The sequence below is a fragment of the Alsobacter metallidurans genome (genome assembly GCF_014636935.1).
In the GTDB taxonomy this organism is placed as follows: Bacteria; Pseudomonadota; Alphaproteobacteria; order Rhizobiales; family Beijerinckiaceae; genus Alsobacter; species Alsobacter metallidurans.
In genome coordinates this window covers 240,743-255,671 of sequence record NZ_BMES01000001.1, presented here as the reverse complement: position 1 = coordinate 255,671, position 14,929 = coordinate 240,743, and the positions used below count along the sequence as shown (strand labels likewise).

Below are 14,929 nucleotides of genomic sequence, written 5' to 3'. Positions count from 1 at the left end.
TCACCCCAGCCCTCTCCCCGTGCCGGGGAGAGGGGGCTCGTTGCGGCTTCGGCTTGGCTACTCGCGAAACGACATTCGGCTTCCTATTTCTGTGGAATGAGCGACGGCGGCGGCGAAACGGTGTGGCGGGGGCAGGTGGCGGCGCCAGGGTTCGGGCGCGGGCCGCTGTTTAGCGTGGGTGGCGAGATCGGCGACGGGGAGGACAACCCTTCGCGTGTGCGGCCTGCCGTGCTGGATGCGCCCCACGGCGCGGTGATCGTCGGGGTGGACCTGACGCCGGCCGAATGCGCAGCTTTGTCGGACAGGAACCCGGCCGGCCTGGCGCTGGTGCGCGGCTCGGCCACCAGCCATGTGGCCGTGATGGCGCAGGAGCGAGGCTGGCCACTCGTGATTCGGCTCGCGGGCGAATCCGAGATCGATGTCGGCGCCCTTGCGGGCGAAGCCTTGCTGGACGCCGTGGACGGGAGGCTCGTGCGCGGGCCAAGCGCCGCGACGACCACGGCTTTCACGCACCGCGCGCGCCTCTGGCGGGAGCAGCGGGCCCGGGACGCCGCGCTGCTGCCGCTGCCGGCGATCACGGCGGACAGACGCCGCGTGCGGGTGGGGCTCGTGATCGACCAGCTGTCTCAGCTGCGCGCGACCGACCCGGCGCATGCGGACGGGATCGGGCTCGTGCGCACCGAGATGCTGTTCGCCGACCGCGCCGCGCTGCCGGGCGAGGAAGGGCAGTTCGCGACCTACCGGATCCTGCTGCAATGGGCGGGCGACAGGCCGGTCGCGATCCGGCTGTTCGACCCCGGTGAGGGAAAGACGCTTCCGGGCGTGGATGCGGGCGCGCTGCGGGGCGTCGCCTTCGGGCTGGCGAACCCCGCCATTCTCGGCGTGCAATTGCGGGCGCTGCTGCGGGCGGCGGCGGCCGGCGACCTGACGATCGTGCTGCCCATGGTGGAGAGCCCAGCCGACGTGGCGGCGATGCGGTCCGCCCTCGCGGATGCGACGGAGGCTCTGCGGCGGGCCGGGCGCCCGTTCGGGAGGCCGCGGCTGGGCGCCATGATCGAAACCGCGGGAGCGCTGGAGCACGTGGCCGGATTGAGCGTGGAACGCCTGTCCGTCGGTCTCGGCGATCTGGCGGCGGCGCTCGGCGAGCCGCGGCAGACAGGATCGGCGACGCCCTCGCGCGCGCTTTGCGCCGCCGTGGAGCGCGTGGTCGCGCATGGGGCCGCGCTTGGAGTTGACGTGGCGCTGTGCGGCGCGCTGGCGGCGGATCCGGCGCTGGCGGACACCTGGCTGCGGCTCGGCGTGCGCGACCTCAGCGCGCCGCCTGCCGCGCTGGCCGCCATGAAGGCAGCCATTGCGGCGATCGGCGCCGGCGCGGAGGCGGACGCATGATCGACGAGGCGTTCTTCGCCCGCGACGCCGAGACGGTGGCGCGCGCGCTGATCGGCGCGACGCTGCTGGTGGACGGCGTCGGCGGGGTGATCGTCGAGACGGAGGCCTACGACCGGGAAGACCCGGCCTCGCACAGCTTTCGCGGGGAGACGCCCCGCAACGGCGCGATGTTCGGCCCGCCGGGGCGCGCCTATGTGTATCGCAGCTATGGCATGCACTGGTGCTTCAACGTCGTGTGCGGGCCCGGCCCTACCGGCGCGGCCGTGCTGTTGCGGGCGATCGAGCCGGCAGCCGGGCTGGACGCCATGCGGGAGCGGCGCGGGCTTTCGGATGCGCGGCTCTTGTGCGCCGGGCCGGGGCGGCTCTGCCAGGCGCTGGGCGTGACCCGGGCGCATGACGGGCTGCCGCTCAGCGCGCCCCCGTTTCGGCTGCTGGCGTCTGACGGGCCGACCGCCGTGCTGGCGGGCCCGCGCATCGGCATCACCAAGGGGGTGGAGACGCCGTGGCGCTTCGCGCTGGCGGGCTCGCGCTTTCTCAGCCGGCCTCTGCGCGAGCCCTGCGTCGGCAGCGACGGACGGACGCAGCGCGGGGGCTTGCCGGGCGGGCGGAACCTCGATCCAATCCCGGACTTGAACCGTAGCAATCGTCTCGACCGAAAGGACCCCCGATGACAACCGACTGGAAGGTGCCCGCCGACGAGCAGCCCCAGGCGGGGGATTTCGCCTTTGATCTCGACCGCACCCTTTCCAGCGTGGTGGCGGTGACGTCGCGCGTGCCCGAGGACGCCTTCACGGCCGAGACGCTGGGCTCCGAGCGCGCCGGCAACGGCGTGGTGATCCGCGAGGACGGACTGGTGCTCACCATCGGCTACCTGATCACGGAGGCCGAGGAGGTGTGGCTGACCACCAACACCGGCCAGGTCGCGCCCGGGCACGTGGTGGCCTACGACCAGACCACGGGGCTGGGGCTGGTGCAGACGCTGGGCCGGCTAAACGCGCCCGCGATGCCGCTGGGGGATTCACGCAAGCTCGCCACCGGCGACCGCGTGGTGGTGGCGGGCGCGGGCGGGCGCACCAAGGCGGTGTCGGCCCATGTGGTGGGCCTGCAGGAATTCGCCGGCTACTGGGAGTACGTGCTCGACAAGGCGGTGTTCACCGCGCCGGCGCATCCGCATTGGGGCGGCGCGGCGATGATCGGCGAGGACGGCGCGCTGCTGGGCGTCGGATCGCTGCAGGTGCAGCACCCGATCGGGCGCGGGCGCGTGGCGCCGCTCAACATGGTGGTGCCGATCGAGCTCCTGCCGCCCATCCTGGACGACATGCTGCAGCTCGGCCGCCCTTCTGCGCCGCCGCGGCCCTGGCTGGGCCTCTACGCGGCCGAAACGGACGAGCGCATCGTGCTGCTGGGAGTCGCGGGCGACGGCCCGGCCCGGCGCGCCGGCCTCAACGAGGGCGACGCCGTGCTGGCGGTGGCGGGCAAGCCCGTGAAGGACCTCGCGACCTTTTTCCGGCAGGTCTGGGCGCTGGGCCCGGCCGGCGTCGACGTGCCGCTGACGCTGGACCGCGAGGGCGACGTGTTCGACGTGACGCTGAAATCGGCGGACAGGCAGCGGTATCTGAAGTCGGCGCGCCTGCACTGACGGGTGGGCGGGCGGCGCGCCGGTGCCCGCGCTGCCACCAGCTCTCCCCCGTCATCCCCGGGCTCGACCCGGGGATCCACGCGCTGGGCGTCGGCGTGGATGGCCGGGTCAAGCCCGGCCATGACGGAGAAAAGGTCTGCCCTCTGCAACCGCCGCCAACCATGTCAGTAGGCTGCGGCAGCGCGTCGAAGCTAGGTGCCGACCGAGTCGGTGACGCACTTCTTGGTGAAGCTGTTCTTGGCCGCGCCGGCGAGCTTCTTCTCGCTCGCCGACATGTCGCAGGCCTTGGCGGCGTCCGTCTGGCACTTTTTCATGAAGCTGTTCATCGCCGCGCCGGCGAGCTTCTTCTCGGTCGCCTGGGCCTTGCAGGACGAAGCCGGCATGGCGGGCGCAGCCGCCGTCTGAGCCAGCGCGCCGCCGGCGCCGATCGCCAGAACGGCAAGCGCGAGTACGATTCTCATTGGGTATCCTCCCTCGAAACGGCGCGAGCGCCAGGGAGGATCATCACAACCTAAAGCCGGATTTGCAATGTGATTACGTGCAAGCTTCACGCGCCAGAGTGACGACGCATTAGGCGGCGTCGCCCACCACGCCGCCGAGAAAAAGCTGGCCCACACGCGGATCGGCCAGGAGTCTGGCGGCGTCGTCCTGAATGCGGGTGCGGCCGAGCTCCAGCACGAGGCCGTCGTCCGAGATCTCGAGAGCCGAGCGGGCGTTCTGCTCGATCATCAGCACGGAGACCCCCTTCTGGCGCAGATCCTTGAGGATGCCGAAGACCTCCTGAACCATCAGCGGCGAAAGGCCGATGGAGGGCTCGTCCACGAGCATGAGTTGCGGGTCGAGCAGCAGCGAGCGGGCGATCTCGAGCAGCTTCTGCTCGCCGCCCGACAGCGTGGAGGCTTGCTGGCCGGACTTTTTGCGCAGCATCGGGAAGCGCTCCATCAGCGCCTCGACGCGGGCCGGGACGTCGACGCCTGCGCCGGCCGAGACGCCGCCGAGCTCCAGATTGTGGCGGACGCTGAGCTCCGGAAAGATGTTGCGGCCCTGCGGAACGTAGCAGAGGCCCAGCGTCAGCAGGCGGCGCGGCGGCGCGTTGGTGATGTCCTGGCCCTTGAACGTCACCGAGCCGCTGCGGGCCTTCAGCATGCCGAAGATGGTCTTGAAGACAGTGGACTTGCCCGCGCCGTTGGGGCCGATCACGGTGGTGATCGTGCCGGGGCGGACATCGAAGGTTGTGCCGTTCAGGATCGTCATCTCGCCGTAGCCGGCGACGATGTCCTTCACGCGCAACACGGGCTCAGCCGCTTTCGAACCGGACATGGCTGGCTCCTCAGTGGCCCAGATAGGCGTCGATGACGGTCTGGTTGGCGCGCACCTCAGCGGGCGTGCCCTCGGCGATCTTGCGGCCTTCGGCCAGCACCACCACGCGGGTGCACAGGCGCATCACGAAGTCCATGTTGTGCTCGATCACCACGAAGGTGGCGCCCTGCTCGGCGTTGATCGCGCGCAGGCGCTCCTCGAGGTGGCCCAGCATCGTCAGGTTCACGCCGCCGGCCGGCTCGTCGAGCAGCACCATGCGGGGGCCCGCCATGAACGCCATGGCGGCGTCGAGCAGCTTCTGCTGGCCGTAGCTGAGGCCGCCGGCCTTTTCGTCCGCAAGGTGACCGAGGCGGAAGAACGCGATCATGCGGTCGGCCTCGGGCGTGAGGCCGGCGTCGCGCTTGCCGAACAGGCGCGAAGCCATGGAGCCCTTGTGCTCCTGGCCGGCCAGAATGAGGTTTTCGCGCACGGAGAGCTGCGGAAACACCTGCAGCAGCTGAAAGGTGCGGCTCACGCCGCGCCGGTTGATCTCGGACGGGCGAAGGCCCGTCACGTCCTGGCCGTCCAGCACCACCCGGCCCTCGGTGGGCCGGAGCTGGCCGAGGATGCAGTTGAACAGCGTGGACTTGCCGCAGCCGTTGGGGCCGATGATGCCGAGGATCTCGCCCTCGCGCACCTCGAATGAGACGCCGTCCACGGCCGTGATGCCGCCGAAGCGCTTGCGGACGTCGCGCACCTCCAGGATGGGACCGGCCATCACGGCTTCTCCGGGCTGAGCGAAGCGCTCGCGGCGGCGCGCTCGGCGCTGGCGCGGCGGGTCTTGCGGTTGGCGGTCCAGCGGTCGGCGACGCCGAGCAGGCCGGTGGGCGAGTAGATCAGCAGCCCCATCACGAAAGCGGCGTAGATCACAAGGTACCAGCCATGGGCGAAGCGCAGCCATTCGGGCAGCAGCACCGCGATCGCGGCGCCCAGGAAGGGGCCGAAAAAGAAGCCGGAGCCGCCGACGATCACCATCATGAGGATGTTCAGCGACAGCGCCAGCGTGAACGGCGTCGGGTCCACGAACTCCACCAGCGGGGCGTAGACCGCGCCCGCGAAGCCCCCCATCGCAGAGCCGATCGCGAAAGCCATCAGGGTGTAGCGGCGGGTGTCGACGCCCAGCGACAAGGCCCGTACGGGGTTCTCGCGCAACGCCACGAAGGCGCGGCCCCAGGGCGAGCGGACGATCCAGGCAAGGAACGCGGTCGCGATCGCCAACATGGCGAGGCAGAAATAGTAGAAGGCCAGCGGCGTCGCGGTGGAGATCCCGAAGATGGTGGGGCGCTTGAAGCCCATGATCCCATAGATGCCCTTGGTGAGCCATTCCTCGTTGCGGAACACGAGGTAGACCAGCGTCGAGAAGGCCAGCGTTACAAAGGCCAGATAGTGGTGCTGCACGCGCAGCGCCGGGTAGCCCAGCAACCAGCCGATCGCGAAGCTCAAGCCCACGGCGACCAGCAGCGGCACGATGAACGGCATGCCGTTGGTGGAGAGGATCGCGACCGCGTAAGAGCCGATCCCCACGAAGGCGCCCTGCGCGAGCGAGACCTGGCCGGCGTAGCCCAGCGTCAGGTTCAGCCCCATGGCGGCGATGGTCATCACGGCCCAGAGGCTCATGATGTAGACGCCATAGCGGCTGAGCCCGAGCGGGACGAGCAGCAGGAAGAGCAACCCGGCCGCAAAGGCGGCGGCGCGCAAGGTGGCGGCGTTCGCGCCCATCAGACGGTGCGCTCCTCGGCGCGGCCGAACAGGCCCTGGGGCCGAAACAGGATCACGGCGATCAGCAGAAACAGCGGCACGGCGCCGCGATACTGCGTGGAGACATAGGCGGCCGCGAAATTGTCCACCACGCCGAGCAGCAGGCCGCCCGCGATGGCGCCGCGGATCTGGTTGAAGCCGCCCACGATGGCGGCGATAAAAGCCGCCAGCCCCAGCGTCTCGCCGGACGAGAACTTGGCGAGGTAAACGGGGCTGACCAGAAACGACGCCAGGGCGACAAGGCCGGCGTTGATCAGGAAGGTGTAGAGGATCATCCGCTCCACCGGGATGCCGAGCAGGCGCGCCACCGAGGGGTTCTGCGCCGTGGCCTGCATCTGCCGGCCCGTGGAGGTGCGCATCAGGAAGGCCTGCAGGGCGAAAACGACGACAAGCGCGAACACGAAGATCGAGACGCTCTGGATCGATATCTGCGCGCCCAGCAGCGAAACGTTGCCGCCGGGGACGAAGGACGGAAAGGGCGAGGCCTCGGCGCTGTAGCTTTCCTTGACGCCCTCCTTGAGGAAGATGGACAGCGCCATGGTGCAGATTGCAAGCGGCAGCACGCCGTGGCGCAGCATGGGGTCCACCACGGCCCGCTTGAACAGGGCGCCGAGCACCAGCAGCGAGGCGCCAAGACCGATCAGCAGCGCCAGCCAGAGCGGCGCCTTCAGGTTCAGGGCCGCGAGCACGAAAAAGGCGGGCAGCATCACGAACTCGCCCTGGGCGAAGTTGATGGTCTGCGACGTCTGCCACAGCAGCGTGAAGCCGATCGCCACCAGCGCGTAGATCGCCCCGGTCGCGAGGCCCGCCATCAGGAGGTTGATCATGTTCGCCATGGTGCGTCCGTGTGTGGCGGCGGTTGTGAGCCTCGCCGTCATTGCGAGCCAGAGGCGAAGCAATCCAGTCTAAACGCGGGGCTTTAGGCTGGATTGCTTCGCTGCGCTCGCAATGACGGGAAGGTGGCCCGCCGATTTCGGTCATCCTCTTTCCGTCATCCCCGGCGGCGCGGAGCGCCGGGAAGGGGAGCCAGGAGTGAGCGCGGCGGCCCTGGATCCCCTTCCCGCGCCTGCGGCGCGCCGGGGATGACGGCGCCCCCGTGCGCGCTGGAGTCCCTCGTCCTTCGAGACGCAGGCCCAAGCGGGCCTGCTCCTCAGGATGAGGGGGTTGGGGGCGGTCCCGACAGAAGCCCGGGACCGCACCTGGTCGTCCGCTTACTTGTTCATCTTCGGCAGCACGGTCTTGATGACCTGCTTGCCGTTGACCACCTCGCCCATGAAGCTCTCGCGGTCGAGGTCGCCGTTCTTGTCGATCGTGAGATCCATCAGGATGCCGGGCTCGGCGGCGGCCGAGATGGTGAGGCCCTTGAGCGCCTCGGGCAGGCCCTTGGGATCGATCTTGCCCATCTTCTCGGTGGCGGCCTTGATCATGTAGACGCCAAGGTAGCCCTTGATGCCGTTGTGATCCGGCACGTAGTTGTACTTCGCCTGGAAGCGCTTGCCGTATTCCTGCAGCGCGGGCAGCGGGGCGTCGACCGTGAGGCCGACATGGCCGCGGGCGCCGTTGGCGGCTTCGCCCGCGAGCTCGATCACCTTCTGGCCGAGCAGCGTGGTTTCGCCCACCAGCGGGGCGGTGACGTTCTGGCGGCGCAGTTCCTTCAGGGCGCGGGCGCTCTCCTCCTCGTTGAGGTAGACGAACACGGCGTCCGGGTTGCTGTTCTTGACCTTAACGACGTCGGCGGCGAAATCAGCCTGGCCGGCCTCGGTGGAGAGGTCCGCCACGATCTTGACGCCGCGGGCGGTGAGCTCCTTGGTGACCATGTCGCGGCCGCCCTTGCCGAAGTCGTTGTTGACCCAGACGAGCGCGACAGTCTTGGCCTTCACGTCCTCGGCCAGGTACTTGGCGATCTTGGGCATGGAGGATTGCTGGCCGAAGCTGGTGCGAAACAGCGTGCCGAAGCCGAGCTGCGTCAGCTCGGCCGCCTCGCCGCCCATCACCTGCGCGACGCCGGCCTGCGCGGCCAGCGGGGCCGTGACCTTGACGGAGCCCGAATAACCCGGGCCGAGCAACGCATAGGGGTTCTCGTCCAGCGCCTTCTGCACCAGCGCGCGGGCCACGCCAGGGTTGCTCTGGGAATCGTAGTGCGTGACCTCAATCTTGCGGCCGAGGATGCCGCCCTTGGCGTTGATCTCCGCAATCGCGAGGTCGGCCGAGTTCTTGAAGTTCGTCCCCACGGTCGCACCGGGGCCGGAGAGCTCGCCGACGCTGATCAGCTTGATGCTTTGCGCGTGAGCGGGCGCCAGCATGGCGGCGGACAGGACAAGGGCGCCTGCAATCTGCTTCATCGTTTCCTCCACATGGCGTTCGAGCGCCGTTTCTTGTTCCGCCCCGGACGATCCCGGCGCGATCGCCAAGGGGGTCGTTCGGCAGCTGTCGGTTTCGAACCCGACGGCGTGGCTAGAAGCCACGACGTCGGGGTCCGATCAACCCGAATGTGCAGGAGAAGCAATGCGATCTTGCGGCGCGGCGTCAATGCCCAAGTTCAAGCCGCGCGCGAATGAGGCCTCGCGGGCCGGTGGGCGCCCGGCCCGCGAGGCGTTTCAGTTCGTCGCGAAGCAGTAGAGCAGGCCAGCGCCGCCCGTGCTCTTCAGGTCGTCCTGCGTGCAGCCGCCGCCCGGGCCGCGCGAGGGGTGGGACGAGTTCCAGGACTTGGCGGGGGCGCTGTCGTCAAGGCCGGTGCGATCGGAATGGCCCACCATGGCGGAGCCGGCCGTGCTGCTGGTCCAGTTGCGGCAGGTCATGTCGGCGTCGCCAGCGAAGGCCTTGCCGTCGGCCGTGGAGCCGGTGAGCACGTCATGCGTGTTGGGTTGGTCGCCGCGGCCCTTCACGATCTCGCCCTTCTCGGTGAGGGCGGTCTGCTTGGTCAAGCCGTTGGGGCCGTGCAGGTCCTCCACCGATTTCGCGATGGTCTCGCCCTTGTGGTTGACCCAGGGCCCGGCCCCGATGCGGTCGCGCGCGTTCACGGCCCCGGCACCCTGCGTGCTCAGATAGGCGCGCCACGTACGCGACCCCGCCCCGGCGGAGGCCGCAAGCGTCTGGCAATGCTGGTCCGCCCCCGCGAGGCCGCCGAGGTCGCCGCCCTTGCCGACGCCCACGCTGGTGACGAAGAAGGTCATCGGATTCGCGTTCTGCGCCGCGGCCGGCCCGGCCAATGCGCAGAGCGCCACGGCGGCGCCGAGCGCCAGTCTTGCATCGATCATGGATTCCATCCTCCCTTGCGGAGGCCGGCGGCTGCATGGTCCGCCAGTCGCTCCCGCGGCCCGGACGCCGCAAGCTGAGCCTAGCTCAAACCCGGGCGTGCGGCGCAACCGAAGCGGGAAAATGAGCCCGGCGCTTACGCAATCGTGATCGGGGCTGGGCGTGCAACCTTGCCAATCCGGGACGACGACGGCAAGTTGCGGCCAGCGAGTTGTTCAGCAGTTGTTCACCCGCATGGCGTTTGGTCGGGTGACGAGAGATGGGGCGTTGTAGCAGATGATCATGAACGGCAGGAACGCGGACGCGCATGCGGCGATCGGCAACGCCCGGCTTCAGCCTGGTTCGGAGGCTTTGAGCCGGCGCTCGTTTCTGATCGGCTCGGCCGTCAGCATGGGCGCGCTCGGGCTGGCTGGATGCGCCACCACGGACGGGCTGAGCCGCACCGAGGCGGCGCTGATGTACGGCCCCATGCCGAACGAGAAGTTCCCGATCCCGGCCGTGGATCTCAGCCAGGTCGACCCGAAATATTTCCGCCGCACGGTGCGCTACGAGAGCAAGGAAGCGCCCGGCACGATCGTGGTCGACCCCGCCAACTACTACGTCTATCGCATCGAGGGCGATGGAAACGCCACGCGCTACGGCGCCAATGTGGGCCGCTCGGGCTTCCTGTGGAGCGGCGAGGCCTATGTGGGGCGCAAGTCCGAATGGCCGACCTGGACGCCACCCGCCGAAATGATCAAGCGCCAGCCCGAGGCCGCGAAATACGCGCGCGGCATGCCGGGCGGCCTGGATAACCCGCTCGGCGCGCGGGCGCTCCATCTCTACCAGAACGGCAAGTACACGCTGTACACGATCTACGCGAGCAGCGCCCCGGAGACGATCGGCACCAACCTGACGAGCGGCTGCACGGGCCTGCTCAGCCAGGACATGATCGACCTCTATGCGCGCACGCCGGTGAAAACCAAGGTCATCGTCCTGCCGGCGTAAGGCCCGGCAGGCCCCCTAGAAGGCGTGCAGCGCGCCGCCGTCCACCACCGTGATGTGCCCGGTGACATAGTTGGCGGCGGCGGAGGCCAGGTAGGTCATCGCCCAGCCGATGTCCTCGGGCTGGCCGAGCCGGCCCATCGGGATGCGGGCGTCGATCTTGGCCCGGCGGGCCGGATCGTTCGCGGTGGCGCCGCGAAAGAGCGGCGTGTCGATCCAGCCCGGCGCGACGCCGTTGACGCGCACGCCGCGCGGCGCGAGCTCGGTGGCGAGGGCCCGGATCATGCCCACATGGGCGGCCTTGGCGGCCGAATAGCCGGCGACGTTCGGAATCCCCAGGAACGAGCTCATCGAGGCCGTGAACAGGACCGAGCCCCGTCCGGCCTCGATCTGCGGCAGCAACGCCCGCGTGAGCGCGAAAGCGCCGGAGACGTGGACGTCCAGCACGGACTGGAACTCGGCCGGCGTCATCTGGTCGATGGGCTTCTTGACCGTGCTTCCGGCGTTGTTGACCAGGATGTCGACCGATCCGCGCGCGTCGCGCACGCCGGCCGCAAACCCCTCGGCGTCATTCACGCGGGTGACGTCGAACGCATGGCCGGCGACGTCGCCGCCCAGCTCCGCGCAGGCGGCCGCGAGCTTCGCCTCGTTGACGCCCACGATCGTCACCCGGGCGCCGGCCTGCAGAAAGCAGCGCGCGATCGCGAGGCCGAGGCCGCTGCCTCCGCCGGTGACCAGGGCGTGGCGGCCGTCGAGGCCGAAGGCGGCGCGAATGGGGTCGGCGGCGGGTGCGTTCATGCGGGCTGCTCCGAGGGGTGCTGCACGGCGATCATGATCTTCGTGAAGGCGCCGGGATCGGCGTCCCAGTCGCGCATCGCGTCGGCGGCCTCGGCGAAGGTCGCCGTTCGGGAGACGATGAGGTCGCCGATGCCCGGGCGGGCCTTCAGCACCGCAATGACATCGGCGAAATCCGCGAGCGTGGAGCCGCGCGAGCCGCGAATGTCCATCTCCTTCATGAGGAAGAAGCGGGTCTCGTAGGTGACCGGGTATTTGGCGTAGCCGACATAGACCACCCGGCCGCAGGAGCCGACGAGATCCACGGCCTGCCGGAACGTGACCTCGGCGCCCACGGCTTCGATCACCACCGAGGGTCCGTCGTCCCCGGTGAGCCTTGCGACCTCGGCGGCCACGTCCTGGCTGGAGGCGTCGATCACGTCCTCGGCCCCGAGCCCGCGCGCCTGCTCGAGCTTGCCGGCGGCGAGATCCACCGCGATCACGCGCGCGCCGGCCGAGACGGCGCCGAGCACCGCGCCCAGCCCGATCACGCCGCAGCCCAGCACGACGACGCGCTCGCCGGCTTGCAGCTCCGCCCGCCGGACGGCGTGGAAGCCGACGGCCAGCGGCTCGATAAGGGCGAGGTCGCGCAGCGCGAGGCCGTCCACCGGGATCACCTTGCCGTGCGGCACGCAGACGAACTCGGTGAGCGCGCCCTCGCGCTGCACGCCCATGGTCTGGTTGTGCTTGCACGCGTTGGGCCGGCCCATGCGGCAGGCGTTGCACTGGCCGCAGTTGAAGTAGGGCAGCACGCAGACCTGCTGGCCGACGCTGAAGCTGCCGGGAACGCCCTCCCCCAGCGTCTCGATCACGCCCGCGATCTCGTGACCGGGCACGCGGGGATAGGACACCAGCGGGTTGATCCCGCGAAAGCTGTTCAGGTCCGAGCCGCAATAGCCGATGAACGAGACGCGGACGCCGATCTCGCCCTCGCGTGGGTCGGGGCGCGGCAGGTCGACGAAGGATGCCTCGCCGGGGCGATCGATGGACAGGGCGCGCATGGAAGTGTCCTTTCAGACGATCGCGACGGTGCAGCGGTCGATGTCGGCCCAGTCGAGCTCGACGCCGAGACCGGGCTTGGTCGGCAGCATCGCCATGCCGTTCTGGATCGGCAACGGTTCGGCGAGGCCGAATGCGAAGCCCTCGACGGGGTAGAGCAGCTCGAAGAAGTCGCAGTTCTTCACGGCCGCGCAGCAGTGGAGATTCACGATCTCGGCCGGGTGGAAGATCGAGGTGTGGATCTCGCAATTCACCCCAAAGGCCTCGGCGAGCCGGGCCGTCTTCATCACCCCGGTGACGCCGCCGGTCCACGACACGTCGGCGCGGACACGGTCCACCACGCGCGTCGCGATGCATTCGGCGATGCTGTAGGGGTGCTTGGCCAGAACCTCCGTGCCGACCAGCGGAATTTCCAGGGTGCGGGCGAGTTCACGCAGCGCGTGCACGTCCTCGTCGTAGAGGGGCTCCTCGAACCAGTAGTAGTCGAGCTTTTCCAGCGCCCGGCCAAAGCGGATCGCCTGTTCGAGGTTATAGGTGGAGACCGGGTCGGACATCAGCGTGAAGTCGGGGCCGACGGCCTCGCGCACGAGGCGGTGCGCCTCCAGATCCTCGGCGATGTCGGCGCCCGGGGTGTGCAGCTTGTAGGCCTTCAGCCCCTCGGCCTTGGCCCGGAGCGCCTCGCGGGCGTAGTCGGCCGGCTCCTTCAGGATCATGGAGCTGCCATAGACCGGCACGCTGTCGCGATAGGCGCCGAGATATTTGTAGAGCGGCTGGCCGGCCGCCTCCGCCGAGAGCAGCCACTGGCAGGTGTCGAACGGTCCGTAGGCATAGATTGGCAAATGCCCCCACCAGCGATCGGCGGTGCGGAATTCGTGCCATGCCTTTTCGCGGTCACGCGGGTCGCGGCCGATCATGAAGGGCCGCAGCGTGTCGGCGATGAGCTTGCCCGCGCCCTCGGCCGACCGGCCCGCGAAGCCGAAGGTCGAGGCCTGGTGGCCAGTGTCGGTTTTCAGCGTCACGACCAGGAACTGGAAGGCGGCGAAATCGCCGGTGCGGAACGCGCTGGTGTCGAAGGCGTCCGGCGCGCGCCGGCAACAGCGCACTTCGACGTCGGTGATCTTCATGGCGGCCTCGGAACAGGAAGGAAGGGCGATGGGCGTCACGCCGCCGGGAGGCAGGCGGGGCCGATCGGTTCGAAACTCTTGTAGGTGAGGGCGAATTCGCGGTGCCCGAGTTCCTCGGACTTCGTGCGCGCGCCCTGCGCGAGCGACAGCACGAGGTCGCGGATCTCGCGGCCGACGTCGTCGAGGGACGCCAATCCCTCAAGGATGCGGCCGGCGTCGACATCCATGTCGTCCGCCATGCGGCGATAAGTCTCCGGATTGGCGCAGATCTTCACGACGGGCGAAATGGCGGATCCCACCACCGAGCCGCGCCCGGTGACGAACAGCACCGCGTGGCTGCCGCAGGCGATCAGCTCGGCGATCTCGGCCGTGTCGTTGATGTTGGGAAAGCCGAAGCGCACCTCGCCGTCCGGCACCACGTCGAGCAGGTAGAGCCCGCCGCGCGGCGGCCTGTCGGCCGGCTTCAGCAGGCCGGAGATCGGCGAGGAGCCCGACTTGGCGTAGGCGCCCATCGACTTCTCCTCGATGGTGGAGAGGCCGCCGTCGGCGTTGCCGGGCGCGAAGGAGCCGTAGCCCAGCGTGGCGTAGTAGCGGGCCGCCTTGGCGACGCTCTGCTCCAGGATGCCGGCGAGATCGGGCGTGATCGCGCGGCTCGCCATGATGTGCTCGCAGCCGATGAGCTCGCCAGTCTCCTCGAAGATGCAGGCGGCGCCGTCCTCGATCAGCATGTCGAAGGCGCGGCCGGCGGCCGGGTTGCCGGTGATTCCCGAGGTGCCGTCCGACCCGCCGCAGACGGTGCCGACGATGAGCTCGCTCACCGCCATCGGGACGGTCTCGGCCGCGTCCAGAGCGGCGCGCTGCGTTTCAATCCACGCCTGCCCTTCCGCGATGGAGCGCCGCGTGCCGCCGGTCGCCTGGATGACGATGGTCTCCACCGGGCGGCCGCTCTGGCGCACCGCGTGCGCGAGGCCGTATTTGTCGAAGCTCTCGCAGCCCAGCGACAGAAGCAGCACCGCGCCCACATTGGGGTGCGTGCACAGCGCCTCCATCATGCGTTGCGCATAGGCGTTGGGAAAGCAGCCCGGGAAGCCGATAAGGTGAACGTCTGCGTCCCGAAACGGCCAGGCGATCTCGCGCGCCACGTGGTGGGCGCACTCCACCAGATAGGCCACCACCACGGTGTTGCGGATGCCCTTACGGCCATCGGCGCGCAGATAGCCGCGCAGCGCCGGCTCGGGATGTGTTTCAGCCAGGGTCATGCCGCCGATCCTCCGTGCCGCGCCCGCGCCTCGTCGAGCGTGTGCGTGGCCGTGTAGTCGCTCTTCATGTTGTGCACATGCACGTGGTCGCCGGGCGCGATGGCGGCCACGGCCGACCCGATCGGCGCGCCGTATTTCAGCACCTTCTCGCCCGCCTGGATGGGCCGGCACGCCACCTTGTGGCCGAGCGGGATATCCCGGGCAGGCGTCGTGACGCGACCGGCGACCCGCACGGGAAGCCCGGCCTCCAGCCGCTGCCGGACCACCGCGACGTTGTCGCGCGGATCGAGGCGGATGAGGCGGGGATCGAGATCGTCCGGATCGGCCAT

General features: G+C 69.5%; 16 protein-coding genes. 4 read left to right on the top strand and 12 right to left on the bottom strand.

Features of this window, described 5'->3' with window-relative positions:
- The first annotated feature begins 96 nt into the window (after positions 1 to 96).
- The 3 genes from IEV99_RS01100 to IEV99_RS01090 are packed head-to-tail and all read left to right on the top strand — an operon-like array spanning position 97 to position 3,028.
- Entirely contained in the window at positions 97 to 1,389 is a 1,293-nt protein-coding gene (locus IEV99_RS01100) for an aldolase/citrate lyase family protein (protein ID WP_188515894.1), read from the top strand.
- Entirely contained in the window at positions 1,386 to 2,060 is a 675-nt protein-coding gene (locus tag IEV99_RS01095; protein ID WP_188515893.1) for a DNA-3-methyladenine glycosylase, read from the top strand. The genes IEV99_RS01100 and IEV99_RS01095 overlap by 4 nt, the downstream gene beginning before the upstream one ends.
- Positions 2,057 to 3,028, top strand: coding sequence for a S1C family serine protease (locus IEV99_RS01090; RefSeq protein ID WP_188515892.1), 972 nt, complete (start codon positions 2,057 to 2,059; stop codon positions 3,026 to 3,028). The genes IEV99_RS01095 and IEV99_RS01090 overlap by 4 nt, the downstream gene beginning before the upstream one ends.
- Before the next feature lie 191 nt (positions 3,029 to 3,219).
- Here the strand turns inward: IEV99_RS01090 and IEV99_RS01085 are convergent, their stop codons facing one another.
- The 7 genes from IEV99_RS01085 to IEV99_RS01055 all read right to left on the bottom strand — a co-directional run bounded on the left by IEV99_RS01085 (position 3,220) and on the right by IEV99_RS01055 (position 9,402).
- Positions 3,220 to 3,489 (bottom strand): hypothetical protein, encoded by a 270-nt coding sequence (locus tag IEV99_RS01085; RefSeq protein WP_188515891.1) that lies wholly within the window; start codon positions 3,487 to 3,489, stop codon positions 3,220 to 3,222.
- Positions 3,490 to 3,598: 109 nt separating this feature from the next.
- Entirely contained in the window at positions 3,599 to 4,348 is a 750-nt protein-coding gene (locus IEV99_RS01080; protein ID WP_188515890.1) for an ABC transporter ATP-binding protein, read from the bottom strand.
- Positions 4,349 to 4,358: 10 nt separating this feature from the next.
- Positions 4,359 to 5,105, bottom strand: coding sequence for an ABC transporter ATP-binding protein (locus IEV99_RS01075; RefSeq protein WP_188515889.1), 747 nt, complete (start codon positions 5,103 to 5,105; stop codon positions 4,359 to 4,361).
- Positions 5,105 to 6,106 (bottom strand): branched-chain amino acid ABC transporter permease, encoded by a 1,002-nt coding sequence (locus IEV99_RS01070; protein ID WP_188515888.1) that lies wholly within the window; start codon positions 6,104 to 6,106, stop codon positions 5,105 to 5,107. The genes IEV99_RS01075 and IEV99_RS01070 overlap by 1 nt, the downstream gene beginning before the upstream one ends.
- Positions 6,106 to 6,981 carry a branched-chain amino acid ABC transporter permease gene (locus IEV99_RS01065; RefSeq protein WP_188515887.1) on the bottom strand — a complete coding sequence of 292 codons (876 nt, stop codon included), beginning with the start codon at positions 6,979 to 6,981 and terminating at the stop codon, positions 6,106 to 6,108. Before IEV99_RS01065 ends, IEV99_RS01070 begins: the two co-directional genes overlap by 1 nt.
- A gap of 375 nt (positions 6,982 to 7,356) precedes the next feature.
- Positions 7,357 to 8,487, bottom strand: coding sequence for an ABC transporter substrate-binding protein (locus tag IEV99_RS01060; RefSeq protein ID WP_188515886.1), 1,131 nt, complete (start codon positions 8,485 to 8,487; stop codon positions 7,357 to 7,359).
- A 255-nt stretch (positions 8,488 to 8,742) separates the two neighbouring features.
- Entirely contained in the window at positions 8,743 to 9,402 is a 660-nt protein-coding gene (locus IEV99_RS01055) for a lectin (RefSeq protein ID WP_188515885.1), read from the bottom strand.
- A gap of 274 nt (positions 9,403 to 9,676) precedes the next feature.
- On the opposite strand from IEV99_RS01055, the gene IEV99_RS01050 reads away from it, so the two are divergent.
- A complete protein-coding gene (locus IEV99_RS01050) occupies positions 9,677 to 10,387 on the top strand; it encodes a L,D-transpeptidase (protein ID WP_188515884.1) in 711 nt (236 codons plus the stop codon).
- Positions 10,388 to 10,402: 15 nt separating this feature from the next.
- Here the strand turns inward: IEV99_RS01050 and IEV99_RS01045 are convergent, their stop codons facing one another.
- Genes IEV99_RS01045 through IEV99_RS01025 form a run of 5 tightly spaced genes read right to left on the bottom strand, consistent with a single transcriptional unit; the run spans position 10,403 to position 14,929 of the window.
- Complete coding sequence (locus IEV99_RS01045) at positions 10,403 to 11,182, bottom strand: SDR family NAD(P)-dependent oxidoreductase (RefSeq protein WP_188515883.1); 780 nt, start codon at positions 11,180 to 11,182, stop codon at positions 10,403 to 10,405.
- Positions 11,179 to 12,219: a zinc-binding alcohol dehydrogenase family protein gene (locus IEV99_RS01040; protein ID WP_188515882.1), complete on the bottom strand. Its 1,041-nt coding sequence runs from the start codon at positions 12,217 to 12,219 to the stop codon at positions 11,179 to 11,181. Before IEV99_RS01040 ends, IEV99_RS01045 begins: the two co-directional genes overlap by 4 nt.
- A gap of 12 nt (positions 12,220 to 12,231) precedes the next feature.
- Positions 12,232 to 13,341 (bottom strand): enolase C-terminal domain-like protein, encoded by a 1,110-nt coding sequence (locus tag IEV99_RS01035; RefSeq protein ID WP_188515881.1) that lies wholly within the window; start codon positions 13,339 to 13,341, stop codon positions 12,232 to 12,234.
- Between the two features lie 35 nt (positions 13,342 to 13,376).
- A complete protein-coding gene (locus IEV99_RS01030) occupies positions 13,377 to 14,600 on the bottom strand; it encodes a UxaA family hydrolase (protein WP_188515880.1) in 1,224 nt (407 codons plus the stop codon).
- A complete protein-coding gene (locus IEV99_RS01025) occupies positions 14,597 to 14,929 on the bottom strand; it encodes a UxaA family hydrolase (protein WP_188515879.1) in 333 nt (110 codons plus the stop codon). Before IEV99_RS01025 ends, IEV99_RS01030 begins: the two co-directional genes overlap by 4 nt.